This window comes from Paenibacillus turpanensis (assembly GCF_011421635.1).
Taxonomy (GTDB): domain Bacteria; phylum Bacillota; class Bacilli; order Paenibacillales; family YIM-B00363; genus Paenibacillus_AK; species Paenibacillus_AK turpanensis.
In genome coordinates, this window is the sequence record NZ_WTLI01000035.1 from 1 (window position 1) to 24,219 (window position 24,219).

24 protein-coding genes are annotated in these 24,219 nt (G+C 52.9%); 10 read left to right on the forward strand and 14 right to left on the reverse strand.

Going from position 1 to position 24,219, the window contains the following annotated elements:
• Positions 1-223: 223 nt before the first annotated feature.
• The 9 genes from GQS10_RS21980 to GQS10_RS22020 all read right to left on the reverse strand — a co-directional run bounded on the left by GQS10_RS21980 (position 224) and on the right by GQS10_RS22020 (position 9,687).
• A complete protein-coding gene (locus GQS10_RS21980) occupies positions 224-970 on the reverse strand; it encodes an ABC transporter ATP-binding protein (RefSeq protein WP_166246305.1) in 747 nt (248 codons plus the stop codon).
• Positions 970-1,827: an ABC transporter permease subunit gene (locus GQS10_RS21985; RefSeq protein ID WP_166246307.1), complete on the reverse strand. Its 858-nt coding sequence runs from the start codon at positions 1,825-1,827 to the stop codon at positions 970-972. Before GQS10_RS21985 ends, GQS10_RS21980 begins: the two co-directional genes overlap by 1 nt.
• 20 nt (positions 1,828-1,847) lie before the next feature.
• Positions 1,848-2,879, reverse strand: a complete 1,032-nt coding sequence (locus GQS10_RS21990) for an ABC transporter substrate-binding protein (protein WP_166246345.1) — start codon at positions 2,877-2,879, stop codon at positions 1,848-1,850.
• Between the two features lie 277 nt (positions 2,880-3,156).
• Positions 3,157-3,912 carry a response regulator gene (locus GQS10_RS21995; RefSeq protein ID WP_166246309.1) on the reverse strand — a complete coding sequence of 252 codons (756 nt, stop codon included), beginning with the start codon at positions 3,910-3,912 and terminating at the stop codon, positions 3,157-3,159.
• On the reverse strand, positions 3,896-5,134 hold the full coding sequence (locus GQS10_RS22000; RefSeq protein WP_166246311.1) for a sensor histidine kinase: 1,239 nt from the start codon (positions 5,132-5,134) through the stop codon (positions 3,896-3,898). The genes GQS10_RS21995 and GQS10_RS22000 overlap by 17 nt, the downstream gene beginning before the upstream one ends.
• 168 nt (positions 5,135-5,302) lie before the next feature.
• On the reverse strand, positions 5,303-6,670 hold the full coding sequence (locus tag GQS10_RS22005) for a GerAB/ArcD/ProY family transporter (RefSeq protein ID WP_166246313.1): 1,368 nt from the start codon (positions 6,668-6,670) through the stop codon (positions 5,303-5,305).
• 17 nt (positions 6,671-6,687) lie between these two features.
• The gene (locus GQS10_RS22010) at positions 6,688-6,933 is read right to left on the reverse strand and encodes a hypothetical protein (protein ID WP_166246315.1); all 246 of its coding nucleotides are present in this window, start codon (positions 6,931-6,933) and stop codon (positions 6,688-6,690) included.
• Positions 6,930-8,102, reverse strand: a complete 1,173-nt coding sequence (locus GQS10_RS22015; protein ID WP_166246317.1) for a Ger(x)C family spore germination protein — start codon at positions 8,100-8,102, stop codon at positions 6,930-6,932. The genes GQS10_RS22010 and GQS10_RS22015 overlap by 4 nt, the downstream gene beginning before the upstream one ends.
• Complete coding sequence (locus tag GQS10_RS22020; protein ID WP_166246319.1) at positions 8,089-9,687, reverse strand: spore germination protein; 1,599 nt, start codon at positions 9,685-9,687, stop codon at positions 8,089-8,091. The genes GQS10_RS22015 and GQS10_RS22020 overlap by 14 nt, the downstream gene beginning before the upstream one ends.
• 59 nt (positions 9,688-9,746) lie before the next feature.
• On the opposite strand from GQS10_RS22020, the gene cls reads away from it, so the two are divergent.
• Both cls and GQS10_RS22030 read left to right on the forward strand, forming a co-directional pair.
• The gene (gene cls / locus GQS10_RS22025) at positions 9,747-11,180 is read left to right on the forward strand and encodes a cardiolipin synthase (RefSeq protein ID WP_166246321.1); all 1,434 of its coding nucleotides are present in this window, start codon (positions 9,747-9,749) and stop codon (positions 11,178-11,180) included.
• 43 nt (positions 11,181-11,223) lie between these two features.
• Positions 11,224-11,511, forward strand: coding sequence for a hypothetical protein (locus tag GQS10_RS22030; protein WP_166246323.1), 288 nt, complete (start codon positions 11,224-11,226; stop codon positions 11,509-11,511).
• Between the two features lie 1,166 nt (positions 11,512-12,677).
• On the opposite strand, the gene GQS10_RS22035 is transcribed toward GQS10_RS22030, so the two are convergent.
• From GQS10_RS22035 to ku, 4 genes are all read right to left on the reverse strand, one after another.
• Positions 12,678-13,604, reverse strand: a complete 927-nt coding sequence (locus GQS10_RS22035) for a DNA polymerase domain-containing protein (protein ID WP_166246325.1) — start codon at positions 13,602-13,604, stop codon at positions 12,678-12,680.
• A 197-nt stretch (positions 13,605-13,801) separates the two neighbouring features.
• A complete protein-coding gene (locus tag GQS10_RS22040; protein WP_166246327.1) occupies positions 13,802-15,337 on the reverse strand; it encodes a methyl-accepting chemotaxis protein in 1,536 nt (511 codons plus the stop codon).
• Between the two features lie 276 nt (positions 15,338-15,613).
• On the reverse strand, positions 15,614-16,558 hold the full coding sequence (locus tag GQS10_RS22045) for an ATP-dependent DNA ligase (protein ID WP_166246329.1): 945 nt from the start codon (positions 16,556-16,558) through the stop codon (positions 15,614-15,616).
• 61 nt (positions 16,559-16,619) lie between these two features.
• Entirely contained in the window at positions 16,620-17,495 is an 876-nt protein-coding gene (gene ku / locus GQS10_RS22050; protein ID WP_166246331.1) for a non-homologous end joining protein Ku, read from the reverse strand.
• A 133-nt stretch (positions 17,496-17,628) separates the two neighbouring features.
• Here ku and GQS10_RS22055 point away from each other — a divergent pair, with 133 nt between their 5' ends.
• The 7 genes from GQS10_RS22055 (at position 17,629) to tsaD (ending at position 22,241) form a co-directional block, all read left to right on the forward strand.
• The gene (locus GQS10_RS22055) at positions 17,629-17,805 is read left to right on the forward strand and encodes a hypothetical protein (RefSeq protein WP_166246333.1); all 177 of its coding nucleotides are present in this window, start codon (positions 17,629-17,631) and stop codon (positions 17,803-17,805) included.
• A 51-nt stretch (positions 17,806-17,856) separates the two neighbouring features.
• On the forward strand, positions 17,857-18,042 hold the full coding sequence (locus tag GQS10_RS22060; protein ID WP_166246335.1) for an H-type small acid-soluble spore protein: 186 nt from the start codon (positions 17,857-17,859) through the stop codon (positions 18,040-18,042).
• 209 nt (positions 18,043-18,251) lie between these two features.
• Positions 18,252-19,271: a thiamine-phosphate kinase gene (gene thiL, locus GQS10_RS22065; RefSeq protein ID WP_341805118.1), complete on the forward strand. Its 1,020-nt coding sequence runs from the start codon at positions 18,252-18,254 to the stop codon at positions 19,269-19,271.
• A gap of 56 nt (positions 19,272-19,327) precedes the next feature.
• The gene (gene tsaE / locus GQS10_RS22070; protein ID WP_424991818.1) at positions 19,328-19,801 is read left to right on the forward strand and encodes a tRNA (adenosine(37)-N6)-threonylcarbamoyltransferase complex ATPase subunit type 1 TsaE; all 474 of its coding nucleotides are present in this window, start codon (positions 19,328-19,330) and stop codon (positions 19,799-19,801) included.
• Complete coding sequence (gene tsaB, locus GQS10_RS22075; RefSeq protein WP_166246337.1) at positions 19,798-20,667, forward strand: tRNA (adenosine(37)-N6)-threonylcarbamoyltransferase complex dimerization subunit type 1 TsaB; 870 nt, start codon at positions 19,798-19,800, stop codon at positions 20,665-20,667. The genes tsaE and tsaB overlap by 4 nt, the downstream gene beginning before the upstream one ends.
• Positions 20,668-20,705: 38 nt before the next feature.
• Positions 20,706-21,164: a ribosomal protein S18-alanine N-acetyltransferase gene (rimI, locus tag GQS10_RS22080; RefSeq protein WP_166246353.1), complete on the forward strand. Its 459-nt coding sequence runs from the start codon at positions 20,706-20,708 to the stop codon at positions 21,162-21,164.
• 12 nt (positions 21,165-21,176) lie between these two features.
• Positions 21,177-22,241 carry a tRNA (adenosine(37)-N6)-threonylcarbamoyltransferase complex transferase subunit TsaD gene (gene tsaD, locus GQS10_RS22085; protein ID WP_166246339.1) on the forward strand — a complete coding sequence of 355 codons (1,065 nt, stop codon included), beginning with the start codon at positions 21,177-21,179 and terminating at the stop codon, positions 22,239-22,241.
• A gap of 337 nt (positions 22,242-22,578) precedes the next feature.
• Here tsaD and GQS10_RS22090 read toward each other — a convergent pair whose 3' ends face one another.
• A complete protein-coding gene (locus tag GQS10_RS22090; RefSeq protein ID WP_166246341.1) occupies positions 22,579-23,223 on the reverse strand; it encodes a peroxiredoxin-like family protein in 645 nt (214 codons plus the stop codon).
• A gap of 203 nt (positions 23,224-23,426) precedes the next feature.
• Between GQS10_RS22090 and GQS10_RS22095 the strand changes: the two genes are divergently transcribed.
• Positions 23,427-24,026 (forward strand): TetR/AcrR family transcriptional regulator, encoded by a 600-nt coding sequence (locus tag GQS10_RS22095; protein ID WP_166246343.1) that lies wholly within the window; start codon positions 23,427-23,429, stop codon positions 24,024-24,026.
• Positions 24,027-24,219 lie beyond the last annotated feature (193 nt).

Genomic DNA, 24,219 nt, shown 5'->3' on the forward strand with positions numbered 1-24,219 from the left:
GGCATGACTCCGGAATTAGGGGGCCTAACCGATAATACAAATGATTTGGTTTATTTCGATGAAAACGCGAGTCGTTTGGACGAATAATACAAATAATTTGTATAAGCGTTGGGGAGACGGGCTAACGGGAGCCGGGACGTCCTCGCGCAAGCCCAGCGACCGCCTCGCACGACCGGCAAGGGGCAAGCTGAGTACCGCCAGCCCCCCTCACGCCATCGGCAGCCTAAATCTCGTAGCTGCCGATGTCCAGGTGGCCCATTACCTGCTCGCGGATGCGCACGAACTCGTCGCCGTTGCGGTTGCGCGGGCGCTCCATGCCGCACTCGATGCGCGCCACGAGCCGGCCCGGCCGCGGGCTCATCACATAAATCGTATCGGCCAAATAAACGGCCTCATCGATATCATGCGTGATGAGCAGCATCGTCTTGCCCGTGCCCCGCCACAGGCGGATGAGCTCGTTCTGCATCGACAGGCGCGTGATCGCATCAAGCGCGCCGTACGGCTCGTCGAGCAGCAGCACCTCCGGGTTCATCACGAGCGCGCGGGCAATGGAAGCCCGCTGCTTCATACCGCCGGAAAGCTGCGACGGATAGTACGTCTGGAAGCCGGAGAGCCCAACCTTCTCCAGCACCTCGTCAACGCGCTTCTTCTTTTCCTTCTTATCAACGCCGGCGAGCTCCAAGCCGAAGCCGACGTTAGCTTCAACCGTTCTCCACGGATACAAAGCGTGCTCCTGGAAAATCAGCACTCGGCTCGGGTCCGGCTTAGTCACAGGCTTGCCGTCTGCCAGCACCTCGCCGCCGCTGGGCTGGTCAAGTCCGGCGAACATACGCAGCGCCGTGCTTTTTCCGCAGCCGGAAGGCCCGACAATGGCAGCGAACTCGCCTTTTTCAATCCGCATATTGATCCCGTTTAAAACGTTCAAGGAGCCGAACGACTTTTGAACACCACGAAGCTCTAACGTTTGCATTACCGGTCGCCTCCCATCACATAACGATACTTCAACAGGCGGCGCTTCAAGCGCTCAAGCAGGAAGGAGTCAAGGAACAGCGCCACTGCGCCGATGACGATGATTCCGGCAATAACACCTTCCATGTCGGCGATTTCACCCGCGTAGGAAATGGCAAAGCCAAGGCCGACCGAGGTGCCGCCGACCATTTCCGCAGCGATCATCGAGCGCCACGAATTGCCGAACGAGACCTGCGCGCCGGTAATAAAAGCCGGCAGCGTCTCCGGCGCAAACACCTTCGTCAGCAGCTGGCGCTTAGAGGCGCCCATCACGCGGGCCAGCTCCAGATGCGTCCGGTTGACGCCCTCAGTCGCATTCATAACGGACAGCGCCATCGGGAAGAAGCTGGCGATCGTAATAACGGTAATGATCGGCACATTGCCGAAGCCGAACAAAATTACGAAAAACGGCAGCCACGTAATCGGCGGGATCGCCTGCAAAATCGTAATTAAGCTGCGCAGATAAACGGCGAAGCCGCGAGAAACACCGGCCATCAAGCCGAGCACGCCGCCAAGCAAGCAGGCGAGCGGGTATCCGATGGCTAAGCGAAGCATACTGGACCGGAACGTTTCCCAAAAATCCGGATCGGCAAATTGTGTGAAAAAGCGGATCAGCACCGCATCCAAATGCGGCAGTAAAAACGGTTTCCCGATAATAACGGCGAGCAGCTCAAGGACGGCGAATAAGCTAAGAATGGCTGCAACGAAAGGAAGGCTGCTTCGGAAGAAGCGGCCTTTATTCGAAGATGCCTTCGTCGCTGCGGTTGTACCTGTGCCGGAACCCGGCTCAGGTGTAGTTGTAGATTTTTGTTCGCTCACGAGATTAGGCTCCTATGATTTTATTTCTTAAGTTGTTCTTGCCAGGACAGGTCGAGAATTTGCTTTACATCAACAGCTTCCTTTAGAACGCCTTGCTTTTGCATAATGTCGGCAAGCTCCTGCATACGAGTCACCTGGTCCGGCGTAATTTCCCATGTAAACGTCTGCGATTTGATCGCTTCAGCAATAACCGCCTCTGCTTTCACGTCCTTGCCGTCTACGGACTTAATCGAATCGCCTTCAACAAAGCGCTTCGTTAAGAATTTTGCCGCGCCTTCGGGATCCTTCTGCATCATTTCGATTGCCTGCTTTTGTGCGTCGAGCATGCGGTTCACCGCATCGCGGTCTTTCTCGAGCACAGCGTCGGAAGTGATTACGACCATACAAGGGAACGGCCACTCGGTGCCAACCTCGTAAATCGATTTTGCCCCGAATTGAGCGCGTGCGATGCTGTCGTACGGCTCAAACACGAATGCAGCGTCAACTTTACCTGCAGCCAGCGCTTGGATCGCTACCGGCGGTTCAACGTACTGCATTTGCACGTCGTTTTTGCCAAGCTTTGCGCCTTCCAGCGTTACGCCGGTCAACACAATATCTGCGGTGCTGCCTTTTTTCTGGGAAGCAATGCTCTTACCTTTTAGATCCGCAACGGATTTAATGTCGCTGTCCTTACTTACAAGCAAGGAGTGGTAGCCGAGCTGCGCGCCGCCGACAACCTTCAAGCCCGCGCCTTTGTCGCCCCAAGTAATCGCGTTCGTAAATCCAAGCACGCCTGCGTCAAGCTGGCCGCCAACGATACCCTTGATCAGGTCGGTGCCGCTGCTGAACAGCTGCATTTCAACCTTCAGACCATTCTTCTCATAAAAACCTGCATCGTACGCAAGCATTGCCTGCGCATCGTCCATAACGTTCAAATATCCGACACGGAGCGTCTTGACTTCTTTCTTAGCTGCTTCTGCACCCTGCTGCGGCGCTTGTTCTGTTTTTCCGCCGCATGCCGCCAAATTAATGGCCATAACAAGCATGAGTGCGAGAACCCCGAGTTTCTTCATTGACACTGTAAAGTCTCCTCTCTACTCTATGAAGCTATCAAATTCCTACAATAACGATGGGATTAATTATATGAAGGGCAGGGGGAAGAGTCAAGACTTTTTGTCCCGTGTCAAAAAGGCGCCAGTGCACGTTGATTATGCAGCGTTCCGATCATGAAGAAAAAGAAAAAAGCACGTTCTGAACGTGCTTACGTACAATTGTAAATGGAGAGTATAAGTGGATGATATCTTTTGGCAAAAACCGTCTTCATCAGCATGTCTTCATCTATATAAATTCCTACACTAGGCCTTCGTCATGCGCTTTCTTGGTCGCATGAATCCGGTCGCGCACATCCATTTTGGAATAAATGTTCGATATGTAGTTCTTAACGGTCCCTTCCGATAAAAAAAGCTGCTCGGCGATTTCCTTGTTGTTCAGCCCCTCGGCTACACAGTGCAGCACCTGGAGCTCCCGTTCGCTTAAACCGTACACATTCCCGGCGGCAGGGGCACGACTCAATTCGGATATGCGTTCTCCGTTCCCGGCATGGGACTCAGTCCCAGGATGGTTTGTCGGCTCGGCTCTTCCTGCTGAAAGCTGGTCTGCGGCACCGGAAGTTTGTCCGGCGGATTGGACCTGCTGCACGAGCAGTCTGGCAATATCCTGCGGAATGAGCGTTCCCCCTTGGCTTACCCATTTGATTCCGGCTACAAGATCCTTCGGGTGGATCGCTTTCAGCAAATACCCCTCGGCACCGGATGAAAGCGCGTCGACCACATAGCCGATTTCCTGAAAGGTGGTCAATATAATAATCCGAACGCCCGGATAACGGTTTTTTAATAGTCGGGTTGCTTCGACGCCGTCCATAATCGGCATATGGATGTCCATCAGGATGACATCGGGCAGCTCTTCCGCAGCTAATTCCACGGCACGCTTGCCGTTTTCGGCCATTGCAATGACCTGAAGCTCGGGATCCATGTCGAGCACGATATGCAGGCTTTCCCGAATGAGATCCTGGTCGTCAACGAGCATAAGCTTAATGGGTGGTGTCATGAGTATCCCTCCTAATCGGTATTGCACATTTCACTGCAGCGCCTTTGCCTGCTTCGGAGCAGAAGGTGAAGGTCCCCTGAAGCGATGCAATTCTTTCTTTCATGGAAGCGAGCCCGAAGCCGGGCGGAACGTCTTCACAGCCGCGGCCGTTATCCATCACCGTTAAACTGACCCGGTCAGCTTCAAAGCTGAGCGTAATCCGGACTTCATCGGCCATCCCATGCCGTTTGGCATTCGTTAACGACTCCTGCAAGCAGCGGATTAACGCGAGGCGAATCTGCTTGGGGACGTCATACTCGTTTCCGGTAACCTCCGTGTGGACGAGGGTCCCTGTATGAAGGGCGAATTCGCCGATAATGTGGGACATATGCTTTGAGAGTGTAACATCCTCTTCAAACGGGGCAATTTGATGAATGCTTCGGCGGATTTCATCCAAGCCGTTTCGCGTCAGCTTCCGCAGTACCTCCAGCTTCGCCTTGGCCTTGTCCTGATCGGCATCCATCAAATACATCACGGCATCCAGTCCCATAACAACGGAAGTAAACGTATGTCCCACCGTGTCATGAAGCTCACGCGCCAGACGGTTTCGCTCCTCCAGCAGGGTAATCTGCTCGATTTGACGGGAATACTGCTCCAGCACTTTGTTTTGCTCCTGAATAAGCTGGTATTGCGTTTGGTTTTCATGCAGAAGCGCTTTGGACCGCTCGCTGGATAAGTAAATTCGACGTAAGCCGTAGCCAATTCCGAGCAGCATGACCCGGTCTAGAAAGACACCGAAATAATCAATGAACGGAGCATTCGCTCCCATTAGAATAATATCCCCGGCCGTGAGCACTCCAACAAAAAAGATGCAGTACCAGACGACGAACCGGCTGTTGATGAGGAAAACGGCAATCATCGAGGTAACCGATGTAATATTTACGAAGGTTTGCAGTAAATCGACAAAGTAAAATTGCATGATCCCGTATAGGATTGTAGAGGACAAAGGGAATAACAGCCGATGAAGATACCCCGGACGCCAGAAGAGCAGCGGAATGGCATAAGTCGTCATAATCCAAGAGATATACATCATTGTTTTAATAATATCTGGACTGCCGAACTGGACGGGCTGTGTCAGCAGCGCAACGATGGAAACGATCGGAATACCCGAGTATAGGGCAAAAAAGGACCAGTCTATCCAAGTCCACGGTTTTCGTTCAACAATATTTTGATTTCGCAGCATATCGGCAGCCTCCCTTGTAAGACGTTTCTATTGTACTGGAAGACGGCCGATCAATATAGTGAATCCAGTCATATTCCTTAATATGACTGTCAGCGAACAAAGAAAGGCCGACCGAAAACGGAGCCGGCAGGCCTGTTCATTAAGGAAAAAGCCGCGCTAATGGCGGCTCTAGCCTGTAGACTTGCTCGCTTCGGTGTTTGCCTGCGGGCCGTTACCGAGCTGAACATTTTTCGGATAACACATCAAGTTAAATTCGAGGTGTGAGCTCACCATAAAGCCCGTAATGCCAAGACTGTATCCGAGTGCGGCATAGTAGCCCCAGGGTCCGTAGTACTTGCTGATAAACAGGCCTACGGCAGTTGATGCGAGGGCAAGGAAAACGCAGCCGTAGCCGATCAAACGCAAGGTTTTCACCATTTTAGGAACTTCCAGCATTTTTTCAGGCTCCACGCCTAGGTTTTCCTTGGCTTTGATCAAAAGCATCAGGGCCAGAGTAACGGGAATCATGATTCCCAATGATAAAACGGTGGCACTAAAATTTCCGAATGCAAACAGCTCGTCGATATTTTCAAATGCGACCAGCGAGCAGATTCCAAACTTTAAGCCGACGGCAGTGTTGAAATGCTGCGGCCGCACACTGCCGATGTAGTTGGACAATCCAATGAGAAAAATAAGATAAATAATCGATATTTTTACGATCGTTACGGGAAACCAGACGCTGAAAATGATGATTTCAACGCGATCCAGAAACTCCGTAATATTGATTTGCTCCGCCAGCATGTAAATGGAAAACATGGCTTTACTGGTGAGAATAGGTCCGAGTGTAGCGCTCATCACAAAAAATAGAATCGTAAGCATAAAGGTGGTGATGGCGCCCCCGTATCGGACGGATGACTTTACCTTTTCCGATTGGGACACCGTGTGCAGCAGCCCGCCTAAGATGCCGATATCGCCAAACCAGCCGGAGTTAAGGTAGTGCGCAGCAAGAAAATGGCCGGGGGACGAAGTCAAAATGGGCTTCAGTCGGCTTAGCTCCATTTGATTGGAAAGCAGCAGCGGTAACGACAGCATGAAGATGATAAAAAACGGAAACAGCATATCATTCACACGGACCGTCGTTTCTACGCCATGGTGGGCGAAATACATCGCCAGCAGCAAGAGGAGAAGGATGATGATGCCCCCCGGCGTATTTTGCAATATCATTGTTTTCAAAAAAAAGTTAATCGCGCTAAAGTCACGCAGAAGAACGGACCATATGTAAAAAAGAATGACCGCATTGACTGCGCCGCCTATTTTATTTCCCATCGTGATGGTAACGATTTGAAACAAATTTTTCCCGGGAAAATACTTCACCAGCTTGCTGAACACGAACATGATATACAGAACGTAAAGAAGCGGGAGGGAGAAGGCCAGCCAAGCATCGGCATCGGCCGCACGGAAATCTTCTCTGGGTAAGATGAGCAGTCCCCCCGCCGTGATAACACTTGCAATGACCCAAGCAAACTGACGATAGCCGATGGTCACAATAGCATTCATGGTGAATTCTCCCCTCCTTATGAGGCTTTTAATCCAAGCATCTGCTTTACAAACGGCGAAACCTGATGAATGAAAAATTCAGTGGGCAAGAAATTTGTAATGTCGAGCATGCTCAGAACAAAGGAGGACAGCGTGAGCCCATACAGGAGAGCCATCAAGACCTTGTATCCGGTATTTTTCTTTTTCGCCTTATGATAGTCCTTGTAGGCAAAGATGCAGACGAGCAGCATAAAAAAGAGGATGTATACGCCATCGATTTTCATTCGGAGATGTCTCTCCTTTCTCCAATGTTTTCTGAGGTTTGACCTACATGAACGAGACGCGTTTTGACATTGGCCTCAAACGTACAAAGCGGCAGCAGCTCATCCCACTGCTTTTCGTATTTTTGCTTCCATAGCATGGGATAGGTTTGGTCTACGATTCGTCCGAAGCCGGCAGGATCGGCGCTGTGCTTTTTGATTTGTTCAAAAAGAGAATTGATCCCCTTCTGAATATGCTCAGTGAGCGCCTCTTCGTATTTTCGTATCACTTCTGTCTCGTCCAGCTCATCCTTGGCGTACGATTCCAGCACACTGGCCTGTACGGTTACGTTAGCAGAAAAATGTAGCGATGAGCCCTTTGGCTGAACCTTGATCTCCGTTTCCCCTTCGCGGATGCGGAAAGAGGCGAATTCTTTGCTGTCTTTTAATTGGAGAGTCGTTACATAGGAACGAATATCGTTGCGTAGCCAATTCACGGCTCTGGCCGTCTCTTCGTGATAGGTAGCAATCCATTTATCATGTTTGAATTGTGCATAACCAACGACTTCGATTTCGCTTGACGGCTGTGTCGCCTTCTCCGATTTCTTTGGACGGAGCAGCAGGAGGACGGGATCTACTCCCGGCTGGTTGATCGCTTGTGCGATTTCTTTAATATTTTGGGTGTTATAATTACCCGTTTTAACGATTTCACGGATCGCTTCGGCGCTGAAGCGCTCCAGCTTCGGCTCCGCTTTTAAAACGTCAAAGCCGCTCCCCTCAGCCACAACCATGTATGCGGTCAATCGGTTTTCCGGCACGCGGGGGATGGAATCAAGCAAATCCATGATTCCCGCTTTAGCCAGCTCTTCGCCGACAACAATGACCCGACGGTGGGAAAGAAAGATTTCGCGCGACATACGCATTTGCAGCCGATCGTCCGCATCGCGTACGGTTTTACCGATCTCGGAGTCGATGTAAAAGGACTTCTCCCCGCCAGATCCGCCCCCGCCCCCGCTAGGCCCGCCGAGCTTGCCGGCAAGAGGGATTTCCAGAGCGACCCGGTATTTGTCGCCTTCCTTATCGATCGAAGATGCTAGGACGATGGCGATATCGTTAATTTCAGTACGATCCCAGCAGCCGGTAAGCAGTGCTGTGCAGAGGAGGAATAAGGCAGCGATTTTAATTTTCCTCATGCTCGACTCCTTTCTGCCCGGAGTTCTTGTTAATCTTTTCTGGGAGTTCTGTTCCAATCCGGCGGCTATCCAGAGGTTCGTATGAGGATGGCCGTTTTTGCAGTAAATGCCATGGGGCGCGTATCCAAATATCATGTAATTCCCCTGATTTCAGCGGGCCGACAGGCGACATGTATGGCACTCCGAAGGAACGCAAACCGGCCATATGGACAAGAATAAACAACGTTCCGATAATGATCCCGTAAATGCCGAACAGCGAAGCAAGAATCATCAGCGGAAACCGCAGCAGCCGAATGGCGATCGCTCCGTTAAAGCGCGGAATTGTGAACGATGCAATCCCCGTGATCGATACCACGATAACCATCGGCGCGGATACGATCCCGGCTTCGACAGCGGCTTGCCCGATGACGAGGGCGCCTAGAATGGAGACGGCTTGACCGATCGCTTTCGGCAGGCGGATCCCGGCTTCCCGCAGCGCCTCGAAGGTCACCTCCATGATGAAGGCCTCGATAACGGCAGGGAAGGGAATGGCTTCGCGGGCTGCCGCGATGCTGAGCAGAAGGGTCGTCGGAATCATATCCGGATGAAAGGTGGTAACAGCGATATACAATGCCGGTGTGAACAAGGCAAGAAAGAGAAATGTATAACGCAGAATGCGTATCAGCGTACTGATGCCAAAGCGTTCGTAGTAATCCTCGGACGCTTGGATCAGCTCCCAAAAAACGAGCGGCACTAGCAGCACAAATGGAGTGCCGTCCGTGATAATTGCTATGCGTCCTTGCAATAACCCCGCGGATACGACATCGGGACGCTCTGTATACTGCACCTGCGGGAATGGTGAGTACACATTATCTTGAATGAGCTCCTCGATATAACCGGACTCCAGAATCGCGTCGATTTTTATTTTTCGCAGCCGGCTTTCTACCTCTTCTACACGCTTCGGATCGGCGATGCCATCCAAATACATGATCGTGATGTTGGTATTGCTTTGTTCTCCGATCACCATCGCCTTGGCTTTGAGACGCGGTGTTTTCAGTCTTCTTCGAATAAGCGACGTATTAACCCGCAGACTTTCGTTAAATCCATCGCGCGGTCCGCGGACGACGGTTTCACTGGCCGGCTCCTCGACGCTGCGAGTCTTCGGGCCGCGCAGGCCAAGCAGCAGGGCAATCTCGCTGTCATCGATAAAAAGAGCGGTATCGCCGCCAAGGACGGCGGTCAGAAGCTCGCCGTAATTGTTGATTTCCTTCGTCTGCGAGACAGGCAGAGGCTGCACGATGGAATCGATACGCTCCCCAGGATCGCCCTTGGGCTTATGCGATTTTCCGTATTCCATAAGCGACGCAAGCGCGTCATTGACGAGATCGGAATCTACTAAACCATCGATGTAAATAACAAATGCGCCCCGTCCGTCGGAAAGCCAAAAGTCGCGGATCACAAAGTCAGAGCAGTCGGTGAACAGCTCCTTAACGATTCCTTTATTGGCCGATAAGGCTGTACCTAGGGGCATATTTTTTAGATTCCGTAAAAATTCGTAGTCGATCGGTTTGGAGGAATGCGATTGGTTTCCCGTTTTCCGGAACATAATTTGCCACCCCTTGGAACATCATAGTTAAGAAACAGTAAAAAAGGAGATGAGGAACGATGATCTGGCTGATAGTTTTGCTTTTGCTATTCATTGTCCAAATCGCGACGGTACTCATTTCCGAATTTCGACGTCCCTCCAAAACTGTCGCGTGGTTGACCATTATTTTTATGTTTCCGATATTTGGCTTTGTTATGTATTATTTTTTGGCAGCGGAATATCGGCAGCGCAGAAAGGTGCGCCGGAGAGGCTTTCGCGGTTTGAAAGAAATCGGTAAGCTGCTGCGAAAGAGGGCGTCTACCGTTCAAGAGCTGAACGAGTTTACGAATTCCGCCATGCGGCAGGAGCGCCGTTTGTTCGGGCTCCTGTACAATATGCCCGAGGCGCCGATTACCGCGCGAAACCGCACGAAGGTGTTTACGGATGCGGGTCCGCTGTATGAAGATATGCTGCAGGCGATTGAGGCGGCGAAGCATCATATTCATTTTGAATTTTATATTTTTCGCTCGGACCGGATTGGACGCCGGTTTCAAGAGGCTCTCATCCGTAAGGCGGAGGAAGGCGTCGAGGTGCGCGTCATTTACGACGGAGTGGGGAGCTATAAGACGAAAGCGGAGTTTTGGCGGCGCTTGGAGCAGGCGGGGATCGAGCTGCAGGCCTTTCTTCCGCCGGTTATCGCGCTGCTGGATAAGCGGATCAACTATCGTAATCACCGTAAGATACTGGTCGTGGACGGGCTGGTCGGTTTCGTCGGAGGTGTGAATATAGGCGACGAATATTTGGGGGCCGACCCGAAGCTGGGCTATTGGCGCGATCGGCATTTACGGCTGGAGGGGGATAGCGTTTATATGCTGCAGCAAACCTTTTTGACCGATTGGAAGTTTACGGGTGGCTCGATACCGGGGGCGCTTGATTCTTACATGCCGGAGCATTGTTGTACTCATAGCGAGTCGGTGCAGATCGTCGTCAGCGGGCCGGATGAGCATGAGGATGCGATTATGGAGATGGTTTTTGCGGCGATTACTTCGGCGAAGGAGCGGGTGTGGGTGGTCACGCCTTATTTTATTCCGGATGCCAGTGTGCTGATGGCATTAAAAACCGCCGCATTGAGCGGGGCGGATGTGCGAATCATTATCCCCGGAGTGGGGGATTCGCCGCTGGCCTTGTTCGCCTCGCTGTCTTACGTCGAGGAGCTGCTGGAAGCGGGGGCGCGAGTGTATCGCTACCAGAAAGGCTTTAACCACGCGAAGGCGTTCGTCGTGGATCATATGGTGGCGTCCACAGGGACGGCGAACCTCGATATGCGAAGCTTTTTCAGCAATTTCGAGGTGAACGCGGTGCTGTTTGACGTAGAGGCGATTGCGCAGCTGGCCGCTGCGATCGAGCAGGATCTGGAGGACAGCAGAGAGATCGTGCTGTCCGAGTTTAAGCGGCGCGGCAGGCTGCAGCGCCTGAAGGAGTCAGGGGCGCGGCTGCTCTCGCCGCTGCTGTAGCGGCAGCGGCGCGGGAGGGCCGCAGGCCTCTGGCAGGCGGCAAATGCCGCGTTGGGCAAGGCGCAGGCCTTTGGCAGGTGGCAGATGCTGCCGGCTGGGCAAGGCGCAGGCCTTTGCCAGGCGGCAGATGCTGCCGGCGGGGCAAGGCGTAGGCCTTTGGCAGGCGGCAGATGCTGCCGGCTGGGCAAGGCGCAGGCCTTTGGCAGGCGATGAAAGCCGCGTTGGGCAAGGCGCAGGCCTTTGGCAGGCGGCAGATGCTGCCGGCTGGGCAAGGCGTAGGCCTTTGGCAGACGATGAAAGCCGCGTTGGGCTAGGCATAGGCCTCTGCTAGGCGTCAAAAGCTGCTTCCAGCGGTAGGCGGCTCGGCGGGAGTTAGGCCGCAGCGGCCGCTATGCTGGTGGATACACGAATACGGCAATCAGTCGGAAACAATACAAGAAATTTGTATTAATCGGCTACTGAGCGCTAGTTGGAGGTGGAACAATACAAAAAATTTGTATTGTTTGGAAGCAGAATGCTCAAAAAGAGGGTCAGGTCCCTAAATAATACAAATAAGTTGTATTATTTGGCCCTGCGAGAGCCTCCCGTGAAGAATAATACAAAAAATTTGTATAATTCTACTGATCCAACTGAGATATCTGCTGATCCCATGGTAATCCATGATTTATTCGCCCGCTGTATAGTACCCTGCGACTTATGTGATACGTTTCAAGGTGATCTGCGATGTGAATCTGCGACCTATGCTACCGCTCCTAAGCAACCCAAGACTATTCCGCCGCGTCACTTCAGTGTCAGCCGTACTTTGCACTCAGTCTATGACAAAGTCACGGGGGAGTTCGAGAAACTGAGCGAATCGGGGCGCTGGAGGGGGAGGAATATGGACGAAGGTAGCCGCGTATCCCTGGTACCATCCACGAATTGAGTACCACGGTTTGGGTAGCATGCTCGAAAGAGGTTACGTGCGTAACCCGAGTACTGTTTTCGAAGCAGGTTGGTTGCGTAACACGATTACTGTGCTCGAAGCAAGGTTGGTTGCGTAACCCGAGTACTCATGCTCGCAGCAGGTTGGGTGTGCAACCCGAGTACTCATGCTCGCAGCAGGTTGCGAGCGTAACCCGAGTACTGTGCTCGCAGCAGGTTGGGTGTGCAACCCGAGTACTCATGCTCGCAGCAGGTTGCGAGCGTAACCCGAGTACTGTGCTCGCAGCAGGTTGGGTGTGCAACCCGAGTACTCGTGCTCGCAGTAGGTTGCGGTGTGTAAGCCGAATACTCATGTTCGAAGCAGGATACGTGTGTAACCCGAATCTCCGTGCTTGCAGCAAGTTGCGTGTGTAACCCAATTACTCACGTTCGAAGCAGGTTGCGAGCGTAACCCGAGTACTCATGCTCGTATCTGCTTGCGCGCAAACCAGAGTGCCGATGTCCGTACCCGGTACCCATCCTCGCAGCCAAAAGCACCCTCCCCCGCAACATTCCCGCAACATTGCAGCGCTGCATTTACTTTCTCTTCCCCGCAGGAGACAGCTTCTCCAGCAGATGATCCAGTGATTGCGGCGGCACCTGTTCGATCAGGTCGCCTATTTGCAGGAGACGCTCCTCGATGTTGAGCAGGTTGAAATCCTTCGGATGCGCCCCGGCTTTGACCTCGTCCCAGGTTAACGGCGTTGACACGGAGGCGTGGATTTTCGCGCGTGGCGTATACGGTGCAGACAAGGTTTTGCCGTACCAATGCTGCAAATAATCAAAATAAATCAAATCCCCGCGGTCCTTCTTCAGTCGTTCGATTGTAAACAAGGACGGATGCTTCGCCACGAGAAAATCGCCGATAAATTTCCCGATGCTGCGCAGCTGCTCGAAAGAGTAGCCCTTGCGGATCGGCACATAAATTTGCACGCCGGTAGCGCCTGAGGTCTTCGGCACCGACTGGATGCCGAGCGAGTCTAAAATTTCCCCGACGAGATAAGCGGCTTCCATAATTCGCGGTTCTTCCTCCAGCGTCGGATCAATATCGATCAGCCATTCCGCCGGCTCCAGCGAGCCGATATAGTGGAAGGACGGATGAAACTCGAGGCACGCCAAATTTCCGAGCCAAAGCAGCGTTGGCAAGCTGTCGAGGTTCACGTACCGGATCCCGTCCAGCTCAGCGATTTTTACAAATTCGGGAATCGGCTCGGGGCAATTTTTTTGATAAAACGATTTATCATTCCAGCCATGCGGAAAACGGATCGTCGTTAAGTGACGGTTGCTCGTGTACTTAAGCAAGTAAGGAGACAGCGCGATCAGCTTTTGCAAAAACATAAACTTGGTCACGCCTTTTTCCGGCCACAGCGGTTTTTCGGGGTTGGTAATGACCAGCTCATGACCCTCCACGGTAATCGTGCCTTGATGATGGCTTTTACTGCGGCTTGGTGTGGCGATTGGCATAGCAGGCTTCCTCCGATCGATAAGTTGCCTCTAGTGTTCACCAAACCTTTCGATTCCAAAACAAAAAGCTGGATATCACCTCCAAAAGGGAAACGTCCAGATGGGAGATTATACTCAGCTCATTGTTCTCACTTATCATTATGTTGCCGATCAAGGGGGCCTAACCGATTTTCGGGCAAGGTTCGGCAGCGAAGCTGTTATTTTTCATTGGTCAGCTTTGCGGTAAGCTGTTCGAGACTCGCGGCAAATTGCTTCAAATCATTGATGGAAACAGCAACATTCCGCATGGTATCAAGCTGAAGGGTAATGGCCGATGCCATCTGCTTTACAGTGCCGGTCGTATCAGCGGATACCTCAGACATCGTTTCCAGAGAGGAGGATACTTGCTCGCTCCCTGCAGAAAGCTCTTGAACGGCGGCGCTAATTTCTTGAATTTCCATCGATAAATGACGGGAAGAGTCCATAATGCCGCTGAATACGGTGCCAACCTCCCCTGTTGAAACGGCAGCACGCTCGGTTTGCGCTAAGCCGGTTAACATTTGGTCGGCTGTCTTTTCCGTCAGGCGCTGAATATCGTTAACCATTTCTTGGATGCGGCTGGCCGATTCATGGGTTTGTTCGGCGAGCTTGCGAACCTCGGAAGCAACCACCGCAAAGCCGCGGCCTTGCTCTCCCGCTCTTGCGGCTTCGATCGCCGCGTTTAAAGCCAGAAGGTTAGTCTGTGAGGAGATCTCCGTGATCATTGACGTCATTTCGCGAATGGTTCCTGCGCTTAGCTTCAGCGTTTGGATCGATTCCGCTGAGCTGCGTGCGGATATTGTAAGCTGCTCAATGTCGTTTACAGCACGCTGGAGCGTCTGACGTCCATTCTCAGCCTTTTGAACCAAATGAATGGAATATTCGGATACATCGGAGGAAGAGGCGGCAATGCGCTGGATTCCCTGCGCCATTTCGCCGACCGCGCGGCTGCTTTCGCTTGCGCTTTTCGTCTGCTCGGCTGATCCGCCGGCGATGCTTTCAATGGTTCCCGCGATCTGATCATTGGCTTGAACAACGGTTTGCGCACTGTTGTCCAGCTTTTCGGTATACGCGACTAGACGATCTGCATCGGATTGCAGCTTTGTAATAACCGAATTAATAATTTCTTGCTTCTGAGCCGATTCCTCTTCCAGCAGCCTAACCGCGCGCTGTTTATGAATGATTTGGATGCAGGTGGCGACGGCGCCGAAAATAAGGAATAGAGCATGGATGAGAACCATGGTAAATGAGTATTCCATCGATCCGAACACGAGCTCAGGGACAAGGAAAAAGCCGCCTACGTGCTGGATGGCAAAAATAACGGTCATCATGAGAATCAGGCGAATATTTTCGTAGTATGCGGCGATAGCTAAAAATACAAAGATTGAAAAATGGTATTCCGTCGATCCGCCGGTTCCCGCAACCATCGAGATGCTGCCAAACGTTAGGGTTAGGACGTTCAGAAGTGCGATCAACTCATCCTTGTCCTTAGCAATTCGCAATAGGATAAGAGAAGCAGCAAGCAGCACAACGGGGATGAGCATAATGATGTTTAGAACAAAAGAAAAATTGCCGAAATACTCCTGGTTTAAAGCGTGATCTTGGTGGCCATCCATATTTACAGAGAAAAGGCGGTAAAGTACGTGAAACAAGACGGAAAGCAGGACAACAATTGCTGACAAACCGGATATGAGGCGATTTTTTTGCTCGAACATCATAGGTTCCCCCCGAGAACTCGAATCAATCATAATTATTATATAATATGTCGTTTAATGTCGAATAGTGGGGAATAATGCGTTTTCAAGCGCGCGAATAAAAAGCATCCTCTGCTTGACAATTTTACAATCGGGCTGGGAGTTATGGTTTTCTGAACATAAAAAAAGCCCTCATCAAAATAAGGGCCAAAGCATTCACTTTCCGCAGGCAGGAAGGCTTGATCCAGGGCCTCCCTGATCAAATTAGGATATCTAATGTAGATGAGACAAATTCGATTACACCTGCCCAAACGTACACTCTTCCGGCTTCATTTCAACGAACGATTGTATGCTTGGCTGCCGCAGTGTCGTGTAGGGCGTCCACTCCATAAACTGCACGCGCACGCTCAGCATCGGTTCTATCCAGGTCGCCTCTTTGCTGCGCTCCGGCACGTTGGCGAACGGCCGCTCATCTCGTTGCAGCTTCGCCGCGATTTCCGTCACCGTTTTCCAGTCCTGCACGGTAAGCCTGCCGGTCCCCGCGTGCCCGATATACCACAGCTTGCCCTGCTCGTCATAAAGCCCCAGCAGGAGTGCATTGACGGTTCCCGCCCGATGCGTAACCCCGCCGACGACCGCGTACAGATCCTTAAACCATTTCATTTTTAGCCAGCGCCGGTCTTTGCCGTCAATGACATATTTACTGCTTACATCCTTGACGACGATGCCTTCCAGATCATGCTGCTTCGATACCTCATGCAGCGCCTGCAGGTCGGAATGGCTGGAGACGAGCTGAACGGTCGCGTTAGGCTGAATCACCTCGGCGAGCAGCTCCTGTCTTTCCTCAAGCGTTCGTCCGGTCACCCATTCTCCATTACAGTACAAAATATCAAACACCATGTACGTAATCGGCACTTCCCGCTGGACGTTGCCTACGCTGGAAGCTTTGCGGATGCCGTCTCTGCGCATAACCTGGTGAAAAGCAGGCTTGCCCTTGTCCAGAGCGATAATTTCTCCATCCAAAATAACGGACTCTGCCGAGCAGTAATCGCGCACGGAGACCAGCTCAGGATACTGCATCGTCCGGTCGTTGCGCTTGCGATTGACGAGGCGAACGTCCTGCCCGTCCGCGTAAACAAGCATTCGAACGCCGTCCCACTTGATTTGCGCGACCCAGCGCCCCTGTTCCGGGAACTGGTCTGCACTGACCGGCTCAAACGGAATAATCGGAGTAAGCTTCAAAACGGATAACCTCCGTTGCTATTTCTGTTGCGGTTATTCGTTGATATAGAGAACAGATGGTCTACGACGTAACGGTTTCCTTCTCCTTGGTTTTAGCTGTTTTGCGCGGCTTGGCCGGTGCTTTCTTCGCGGCGCCGTCGTCCTTCGCGGCGGTTTCCTTCTTGCCCTGCGGCTTTGACTGGTCGAGGCTTGCCTGCAGCGCAGCCATCAAATCGATGACGTTCGTCGGCGCCTTATCCGGCACGACCTTGATTTCTTCGCCGGCGATTTTTTTCTGGATGACGTCCAGCAGCGAATGGCGGTAGTCGTCCTGATATTTTTCCGGCTCAAACGGAGTGGACAGCTGCTCGATCAGCATTTTGGCCATCGTCAGCTCTTTATCGTTCACCTTAATTTCGGCAGGCAAATTCGGAACCTGCTGCACCGAACGGATTTCATCCGGGTAAAAAATCGTTTCCATAGAAATACAGTTATCGATGACACGGATCGCCGCCAGCGAGCTTTTCGAACGAATGGACACCTTGGCGATACCGATTTTGCCGGACTGGCGCATCGCTTCCAGCAGCAGGCTGTAGGCGTTCGTCCCGGTTTGGTCGGGGGCAAGGAAATATGTCTTTTGAAAATAAATAGGGTCGATTTCGGTAATGTCAACAAAGTCGATAATTTTAATTTCCTTGTTGATTTCGCCGGAGATCGCTTCGAGCTCATTTTTTTCGAAGGTGACGAAGCGTCCTTTTTCATATTCGTAGCCTTTGATAATCTCTTCGGATTCAACCGGGGAATCGCAGTGCAGACACGAGCGGACATAGGAAATCGGCGTGCCGCAGCGCTCGTGAATTAAACGCATGGAAATGTCTTTATCTTCTGTGGCGGTGAACATTTTGACCGGGACATGAACGAGACCGAACGATATAGCGCCTTTCCAAACCGTATGCATGGGATCAGCTCCATTTTCAGTAGTTAGAAGTAGTATGCACGTAGATTTAGAGGAATAATCAGAGCGAATAAAGCGGACGGGGCGTGGAAAAAGTATGGTGGAAAATAGTAGTCCTTCGAAAGGAGGCGAGAATATGAAGGCTGGAACTCAGTCGGAAGGCCGGGAAGAAAACTTTATGGATATTGACCGTATGGTGAATGAAGGCTTGGGCGGCGGTTATGTATCCGATCAAAACGGTCTGATTGAAGAAACGACGACGACAACGATGGATGATAAGGAATCGTATTTTGAGGAGTCGACGGAAGGGTAACGAACCGAAGGCTAGAGATTTAGTTTGCGGAAAAAAAGGAGGTGTAGCAGCATGGACGTAAATCGCGCGCAGGAAATCATTGAAGCGATCGATAAGATCGATGTGGTTTTGAACGGTGAAAAGGTTTGGATCGACAGTGTCGACTCTACAACGAAGACCGCAACCGTGCATCCGGAGGATAAGGTTCCGGTGGAATCGAAGACGGTTCGTGTCGATGAGCTTCGCGAGGTGCATTAAGACGAGAAGCCGTTCGCCGGAACGGCTTCTTTTTCATGAATACGGAAATTTTTCGGGTTGAACGAGGAGAGTCTTTCGGCAAAACGCGATTTCCGAGTTTCATTTCATCGTTATCAGTTCTGGCTTATTCCGGGCGCCGTCCTTGAACAAGCGGGTGCGTACCGATATAATGGTGAACAATACGAAACCGTTACGGGAGACAGAAAAACGTGGATGAATTTGCGCTGATTCGCCTCATGACGGGGCAAAAGGGAACGAAGGTTTCGCGGCCCGACATTGTTGTAGGAATTGGCGACGATGCCGCTGTAGTGGAGCCGGGCAAGGACAAGCAGCTTGTCCTTTCCTGCGATACGATGACGGATGTCGTGCATTTTAATGAAACGACGATGGCGGATGCCGACATCGGCTGGAAGGCGCTGGCGTCCAACGTCAGCGATATGGCCGCGATGGGCGCGGAGCCGAGGTGGGCGCTGGTCGCGATCAGCGCGCCGAAGGGAGCCGGGACGGCGGAGCGGCTGGTCGAGCTGTACCGCGGGCTGTACGCCTGTGCGGAGGCGTATGGCGTCGAGGTGATCGGCGGCGATACGACGTCCTCCGCCGGAGGGCTGACCGTGACGGTCACGATCGTCGGCGAGGTCGAGCGCGGGCGAGCGCTGCTGCGCTCGTCCGCCAAGCCGGGCGACGCGGTCTTCGTGACCGGCCCGCTGGGCGGTTCGGCGGCCGGGCTGCACGCGCTGATGAGCGGCGCTGCGGCTTCGGCGGCGGAGCGGGGGGAGCGCGGTGCTGCGCTCGGCCCGCTCTTGCGCGCGCATCGGCGCCCGCGCCCGCGCGTCGACGCGGGGCGGCTGCTCGCCGCGAGCGGCTTCGGCGTCGCGCTGAACGACGTCTCCGACGGGCTCGCCAGCGAAGCGTGGGAGCTTGCGGAGGCGTCGGGCGTCCGCCTCGTGCTGGAGGCGGGCGCGGTGCCGGTGCTGCCGGAGGCGGCAGTGTACGCCGCTGAGGCGGGGGCCGACGCGCTGGCGTGGGCCTTGTACGGCGGCGAGGACTACGAGCTCGTCGGCACCGTTCGAGCGGGCGAGGTGGATGCGCTGGCGGCGCGGTTCGCCGCCGCAGGGCTGGAGCTGTTTTTCGTCGGCCGCGTGGAGCCGGGCGAAGGGGTCGTGCTGCGCGGCGCGGACGGGACGGAGCAAAGGCTGGACAAGCGGGGATACAATCATTTTGGTACATAGGCGTTGAAGCGGCTAGGCAAGAAGGGCGCTTTTTACGATAGAAAGGAATCGAACTTATCGTGTATACCTTTTATTCGAATTCCGAACAGGATACAGTGGCGCTCGCCCAAAGCATTGCTGAGTGTGCCGTTCCGGGTACGGTGGTTACCTTGGAGGGAGATTTGGGAGCGGGCAAAACACGCTTCTCTCAAGCCGTAGGCAAAGCGCTTGGAGTAAAGCAGGTGGTCAATTCGCCTACGTTTACGATTATTAAAGAATATCAAGGGGCGACGATGCCTTTTTATCATATGGATATTTATCGGATTTCACAGGAAGAAGCGGACGAGCTGGGGCTCGACGATTACATTTATGGAGAAGGCGTAACCTTGATCGAGTGGCCCTCCAAAATGCCGGATTTGCTCCCGGAAGAGAGGCTTGCGATTGAGATCAGCGCAGCCGGTCCGACAGAACGGGAAATATCGCTTCATCCTTACGGCACTCCGTATACGGAGTGGTGCGAGCGGCTGAAGGCAGAGGGGGTACTTACATGAACTTGCTGGTGATCGATACCTCAACCGCGACGATGGCGGTGGCCGTTTGTAAAGACGGGAGCCTGTCGGCGGGGATGGAATCCAGTGCGGAACGGAACCATGCCGTTCACCTGCCTCCGGCGATTGCCGAGGTGCTGAAGCAAAGCGGACTGGAGGCCGGGGATTTAGCGGGGGTGGCTGCAGGACGCGGGCCGGGCTCGTATACGGGCGTGCGGATTGGCGTGACGGTGGGGAAAACGATGGCGTGGACGCTGGATGTGCCGCTGTACGGGTTTTCAAGCTTGGAGGCGCTCGCTTGGACGGCTGTGTTGGCTGTGAGATCTGGTGAGGCATCGGCAGCTGGGGCGAGCCAGCTTCGCACGACCGGTCATGCCCCTGGCGACACCTGGATCCTTCCCGTTATGAACGCACGAAGAGGACAGGCTTACGCTGCATTATTAAACGTTCCGAGTGCTAATGACGGCACGGCCGGTCCGACCATGCAGCGGCTTGAGCAGGACGGCATCCGGCTGCTGCGGGATTGGCTGGTAAGCGTGGCGGATCGTGCGGCGGGTGCAGCTGATACTTTGGGTACAGAAGCAGCGGCAAAGCCGGCGGCAATCATCGTTGCGGGCGAAGTAAGCGGTTTTCGCGAGCTGCTGGACGAAGCAGCAGGCTGGGAGGCCTTGAATGGGATTCCATTGATCGCTCTTGAAACGGCGATGACGGCGGAAGCATGTTCGAAGGCGGCGCTTCATGCGGTCGAGCACGGGGAGCGGGAGGATGTCCACGGATTCGTGCCGAATTACGCGCAATTGACGGAAGCCGAGGTTAAGCTGAACGCAAAGAACGCTGCGCAAGCTGCGGAAGAAGGGAGCCGCTGTTAGGGCGGACCAAGGGGGCGGACCGATTGGAGGAGCGGCAAATGCAGGAGGAGCGTCTGGACGTTACGTTTCGCGCCATGCGGCTTGGGGATATTGACGAAGTATGCGCGATTGAACAGGAGGCGTTCACCTCTCCGTGGTCGCCTAGCGCATTTTACAATGAGCTGACGCAAAATCATTTTGCTCGATACATTGTGATGGAAATGGGATCGATGCTGATCGGTTACGGCGGACTTTGGACGATTATGGACGAGGCGCATATTACAAACATAGCCGTTCGAGACGGTTTTCGGGGGCGCAAGCTTGGGGACCGGCTGTTGGACGAGCTGCAGCGGACCGCGCGGGAGTACGGCATGAAGCGGATGACGCTGGAGGTTCGAGTCAGCAATCTTGTTGCGCAAAGCCTGTATGAGAAAAAAGGGTTTCGTCCGGCTGGTCTGCGTAAAGGCTATTATTCCGATAACGGGGAAGACGCGCTCATTATGTGGGCGGATTTATAGAAGGAGAACAGGATGCAGCATAGGAGTGAAAGGGCCCTAGAAGGCCGTGGCGAAGCAGGACCCTGCCGGATTCTCGCCATTGAAACAAGCTGTGACGAAACATCGGTGGCGGTCGTCGAGAACGGACGCCGTATTTTATCAAATGTCGTGTCGAGTCAAGTGGAAACGCATCGCAAGTTCGGCGGGGTCGTTCCCGAGGTGGCTTCCCGTAAGCACGTGGAGACGATGACGGTCATGATCGAGGAAGCGGTTCGCGAGTCGGGTTTTACGCTGCGCGACATGACTGCGATTGCGGTGACGCAGGGCCCTGGTCTGGTCGGCGCGCTGCTGGTCGGTCTGGTCGCAGCCAAAGCGCTTGCGTTGACGCTTAACAAGCCGTTGATCGGCGTTCACCATATCGCCGGGCATATTTATGCGAATCGCTTGGTGGCTGAGCTTGAATATCCGCTCCTTGCGCTGGTTGTATCCGGCGGGCATACGGAGCTTGTTTATATGGAGGCCGAAGGAAAGTTCCACATTATCGGCCATACTCGCGATGACGCGGCAGGTGAGGCGTACGATAAGGTGGCGCGGGCGCTCGGACTGCCGTATCCCGGCGGGCCGTTTATTGATAAGCTGGCGATGAGCGGCGAGGCGGAGCCGTTGGCTCTGCCTCGCGTCTGGCTCGAGGCCGATTCTTACGATTTCAGCTTCAGCGGGCTGAAATCGGCGGTGCTTGCGGCGGTGAATACCGCCGCGATGAAGGGCGAGCCACTGCCTGCGGCTGCGGTGGCGCGAGGCTTTCAGGATTCCGTCGTCGAGGTGCTGACGGAAAAGGCTCTGCGCGCAGCCAAGCAGTTCGGCGCGTGCCAGCTGCTGCTGTGCGGCGGCGTAGCGGCCAACCGCGGACTCCGCTCCGCATTGGAGTCGCGCTGTGCGGCCGCCGGCGTGCCGCTCATTGTCCCGCCGTTGTCGCTTTGCACCGACAACGCCGCCATGATCGCCGCTGCTGCCTACGTCAAGTGGCAGCACGGTCAATTGGCCGGCCTGGACCTACAGGCCGAGCCGATGCTCTCGCTCGAGGACTGGTCCGTCTGAGCGAAAGCCCCTCGCTCCTTGAGGAACGTCAAAAGCCTTGGTCTATACCGGAACGGTAGACCGAGGCTTTTTTTAACGTTATAGAATTTATAAGTTTCGCTAAGGTCGGAAGGAGTAAATTCTATACCAAGGAAAACTACCGCTTAATGACATACCCGCTTCTTTGAAAGGACTTCGATAGAAGTTTTTCTTATACTGCTAATGAATAGGAAAGGATTGATATAAGGGCATTTTAACTATCGATTACAGCTTCTTTAACTGTTCGATGATCTCCGAAGGCTCCAGCCGNCTGCTAATGAATAGGAAAGGATTGATATAAGGGCATTTTAACTATCGATTACAGCTTCTTTAACTGTTCGATGATCTCCGAAGGCTCCAGCCGCTGCATAAAATCCGGGATCACACTAGCACTGCGAATAACTCCCTCAGAGTCAATTAAAAAGGTTGCCGGTACAGGCAGCACCCAACGCCCAGTCTCATTAAATGCAAGTAGATCGAGATTGAGAATATGGGTGTAGGTGTTTTGGAGGTAAGCCGGCAGATCGAATAATAAATTGTAGCTGTCGGAGACAAGACCTCCCGGATCTCTTAGTACGGGAAAGGTCAGCTTTTCTTTTTCGGCCTGGGACAGTGAGTTCTCCTGGCTTTGCAGGCTAACCGCAGCAAGCTGGCAGCCGTATCGCTTGATGTCGGGTAAAATTTGCTCATAGCCGCGAAGCTGAATATTGCAGTAAGGACACCAGCTGCCGCGATAAAAGGTTAAAACAACCGGGCCTTTGGCAAGCTCATCATAAAGAGTGAAAGGCTGGCCGTCGATATTGGTTAGTGTGAAATTTGGCGCCCTTAACCCCGCATCTAAACCAAAAACTCTGCCGGATTGCTGCTGCTCCTCCATTTGCTGAAAAATACTCTCCTGAGCTATCTCAGGGACATTCGCGAGAAATCTCGCTTTTGCTTGTTCCAGCTGATCTTGAATTGACATGCTTCCACACTCCCTATATAAATTTTGGGGTAAACGAGCTGAGTAAGCTGGATGCTTTATCCCACCTCTGTTCGGATTATGAAACCACAAAATGATACCAATTGGTATCATTTATTTTAGCATAGTTCCAGTGATTGGCAATGGCGTAAATGTAAGATTTGATATAATAAATCATTGAATGTCTGTCTGTTCGGAGGGGTTTTATGAAAAAAGGCGATAAAACAAGAGAGCACATCATCAGGAAGTCTGCTGAGCTCTTCAACCAGCAGGGGTACGCGGGGGCATCGTTAAATGACATTATTGCCTCTACGGGTATCCAAAAGGGCGGGATCTACCGGCATTTTGGCAGCAAGGACGAAATTGCTTTAGAAGCGTATGAGTATGCTGCGGGCGTAGTTGGCGCTAAGTTTTCAGAAGCGTTAAGCAAAGAGGAAACAGCCGTCGGGCAGCTGCTCGCTTTTTTTCGCGTCTACGAGGATGTTGTAAACAATCCGCCCTTTATTGGCGGATGTCCAATGCAGAATACAGCCGTTGAAAGTGATGATACTCACCCGCTGCTGCGCGAGAGAGCTCAATTGGGATTGCGTTCTACGTTGGATAAAATGAAACACATTATCGACGAAGGGATTCGCGAGGGGGAGTTTAAGGAGGAGCTCGACGTGGATGCGTTGGCCTCGTTCGCTTTGTCTTTGTTGGAAGGCGGCATCATGTTAAGTAAATTGGAAGGGAATAACCGCCATATGGAAATGAATACTCTCAGCTTTTCCGCTTATTTAAGGGAGTGCTGCATGAAGGGAGACTGAAGAAACTATCAATTGGTATGGGAATCGAACACTCTATATTCGTACGGAAGACGGGCACCTGCTAATGGTGCAAGACATTGATCTAGCTAAGGAGTATATCAGCAAAATAGAAACGAATTATTACTTTTTAGCAACCTTGGCACTGAGTCCTTTTCGGAAATCTAAGTGGTTTCATAAAATGGTTAAGGTTTGC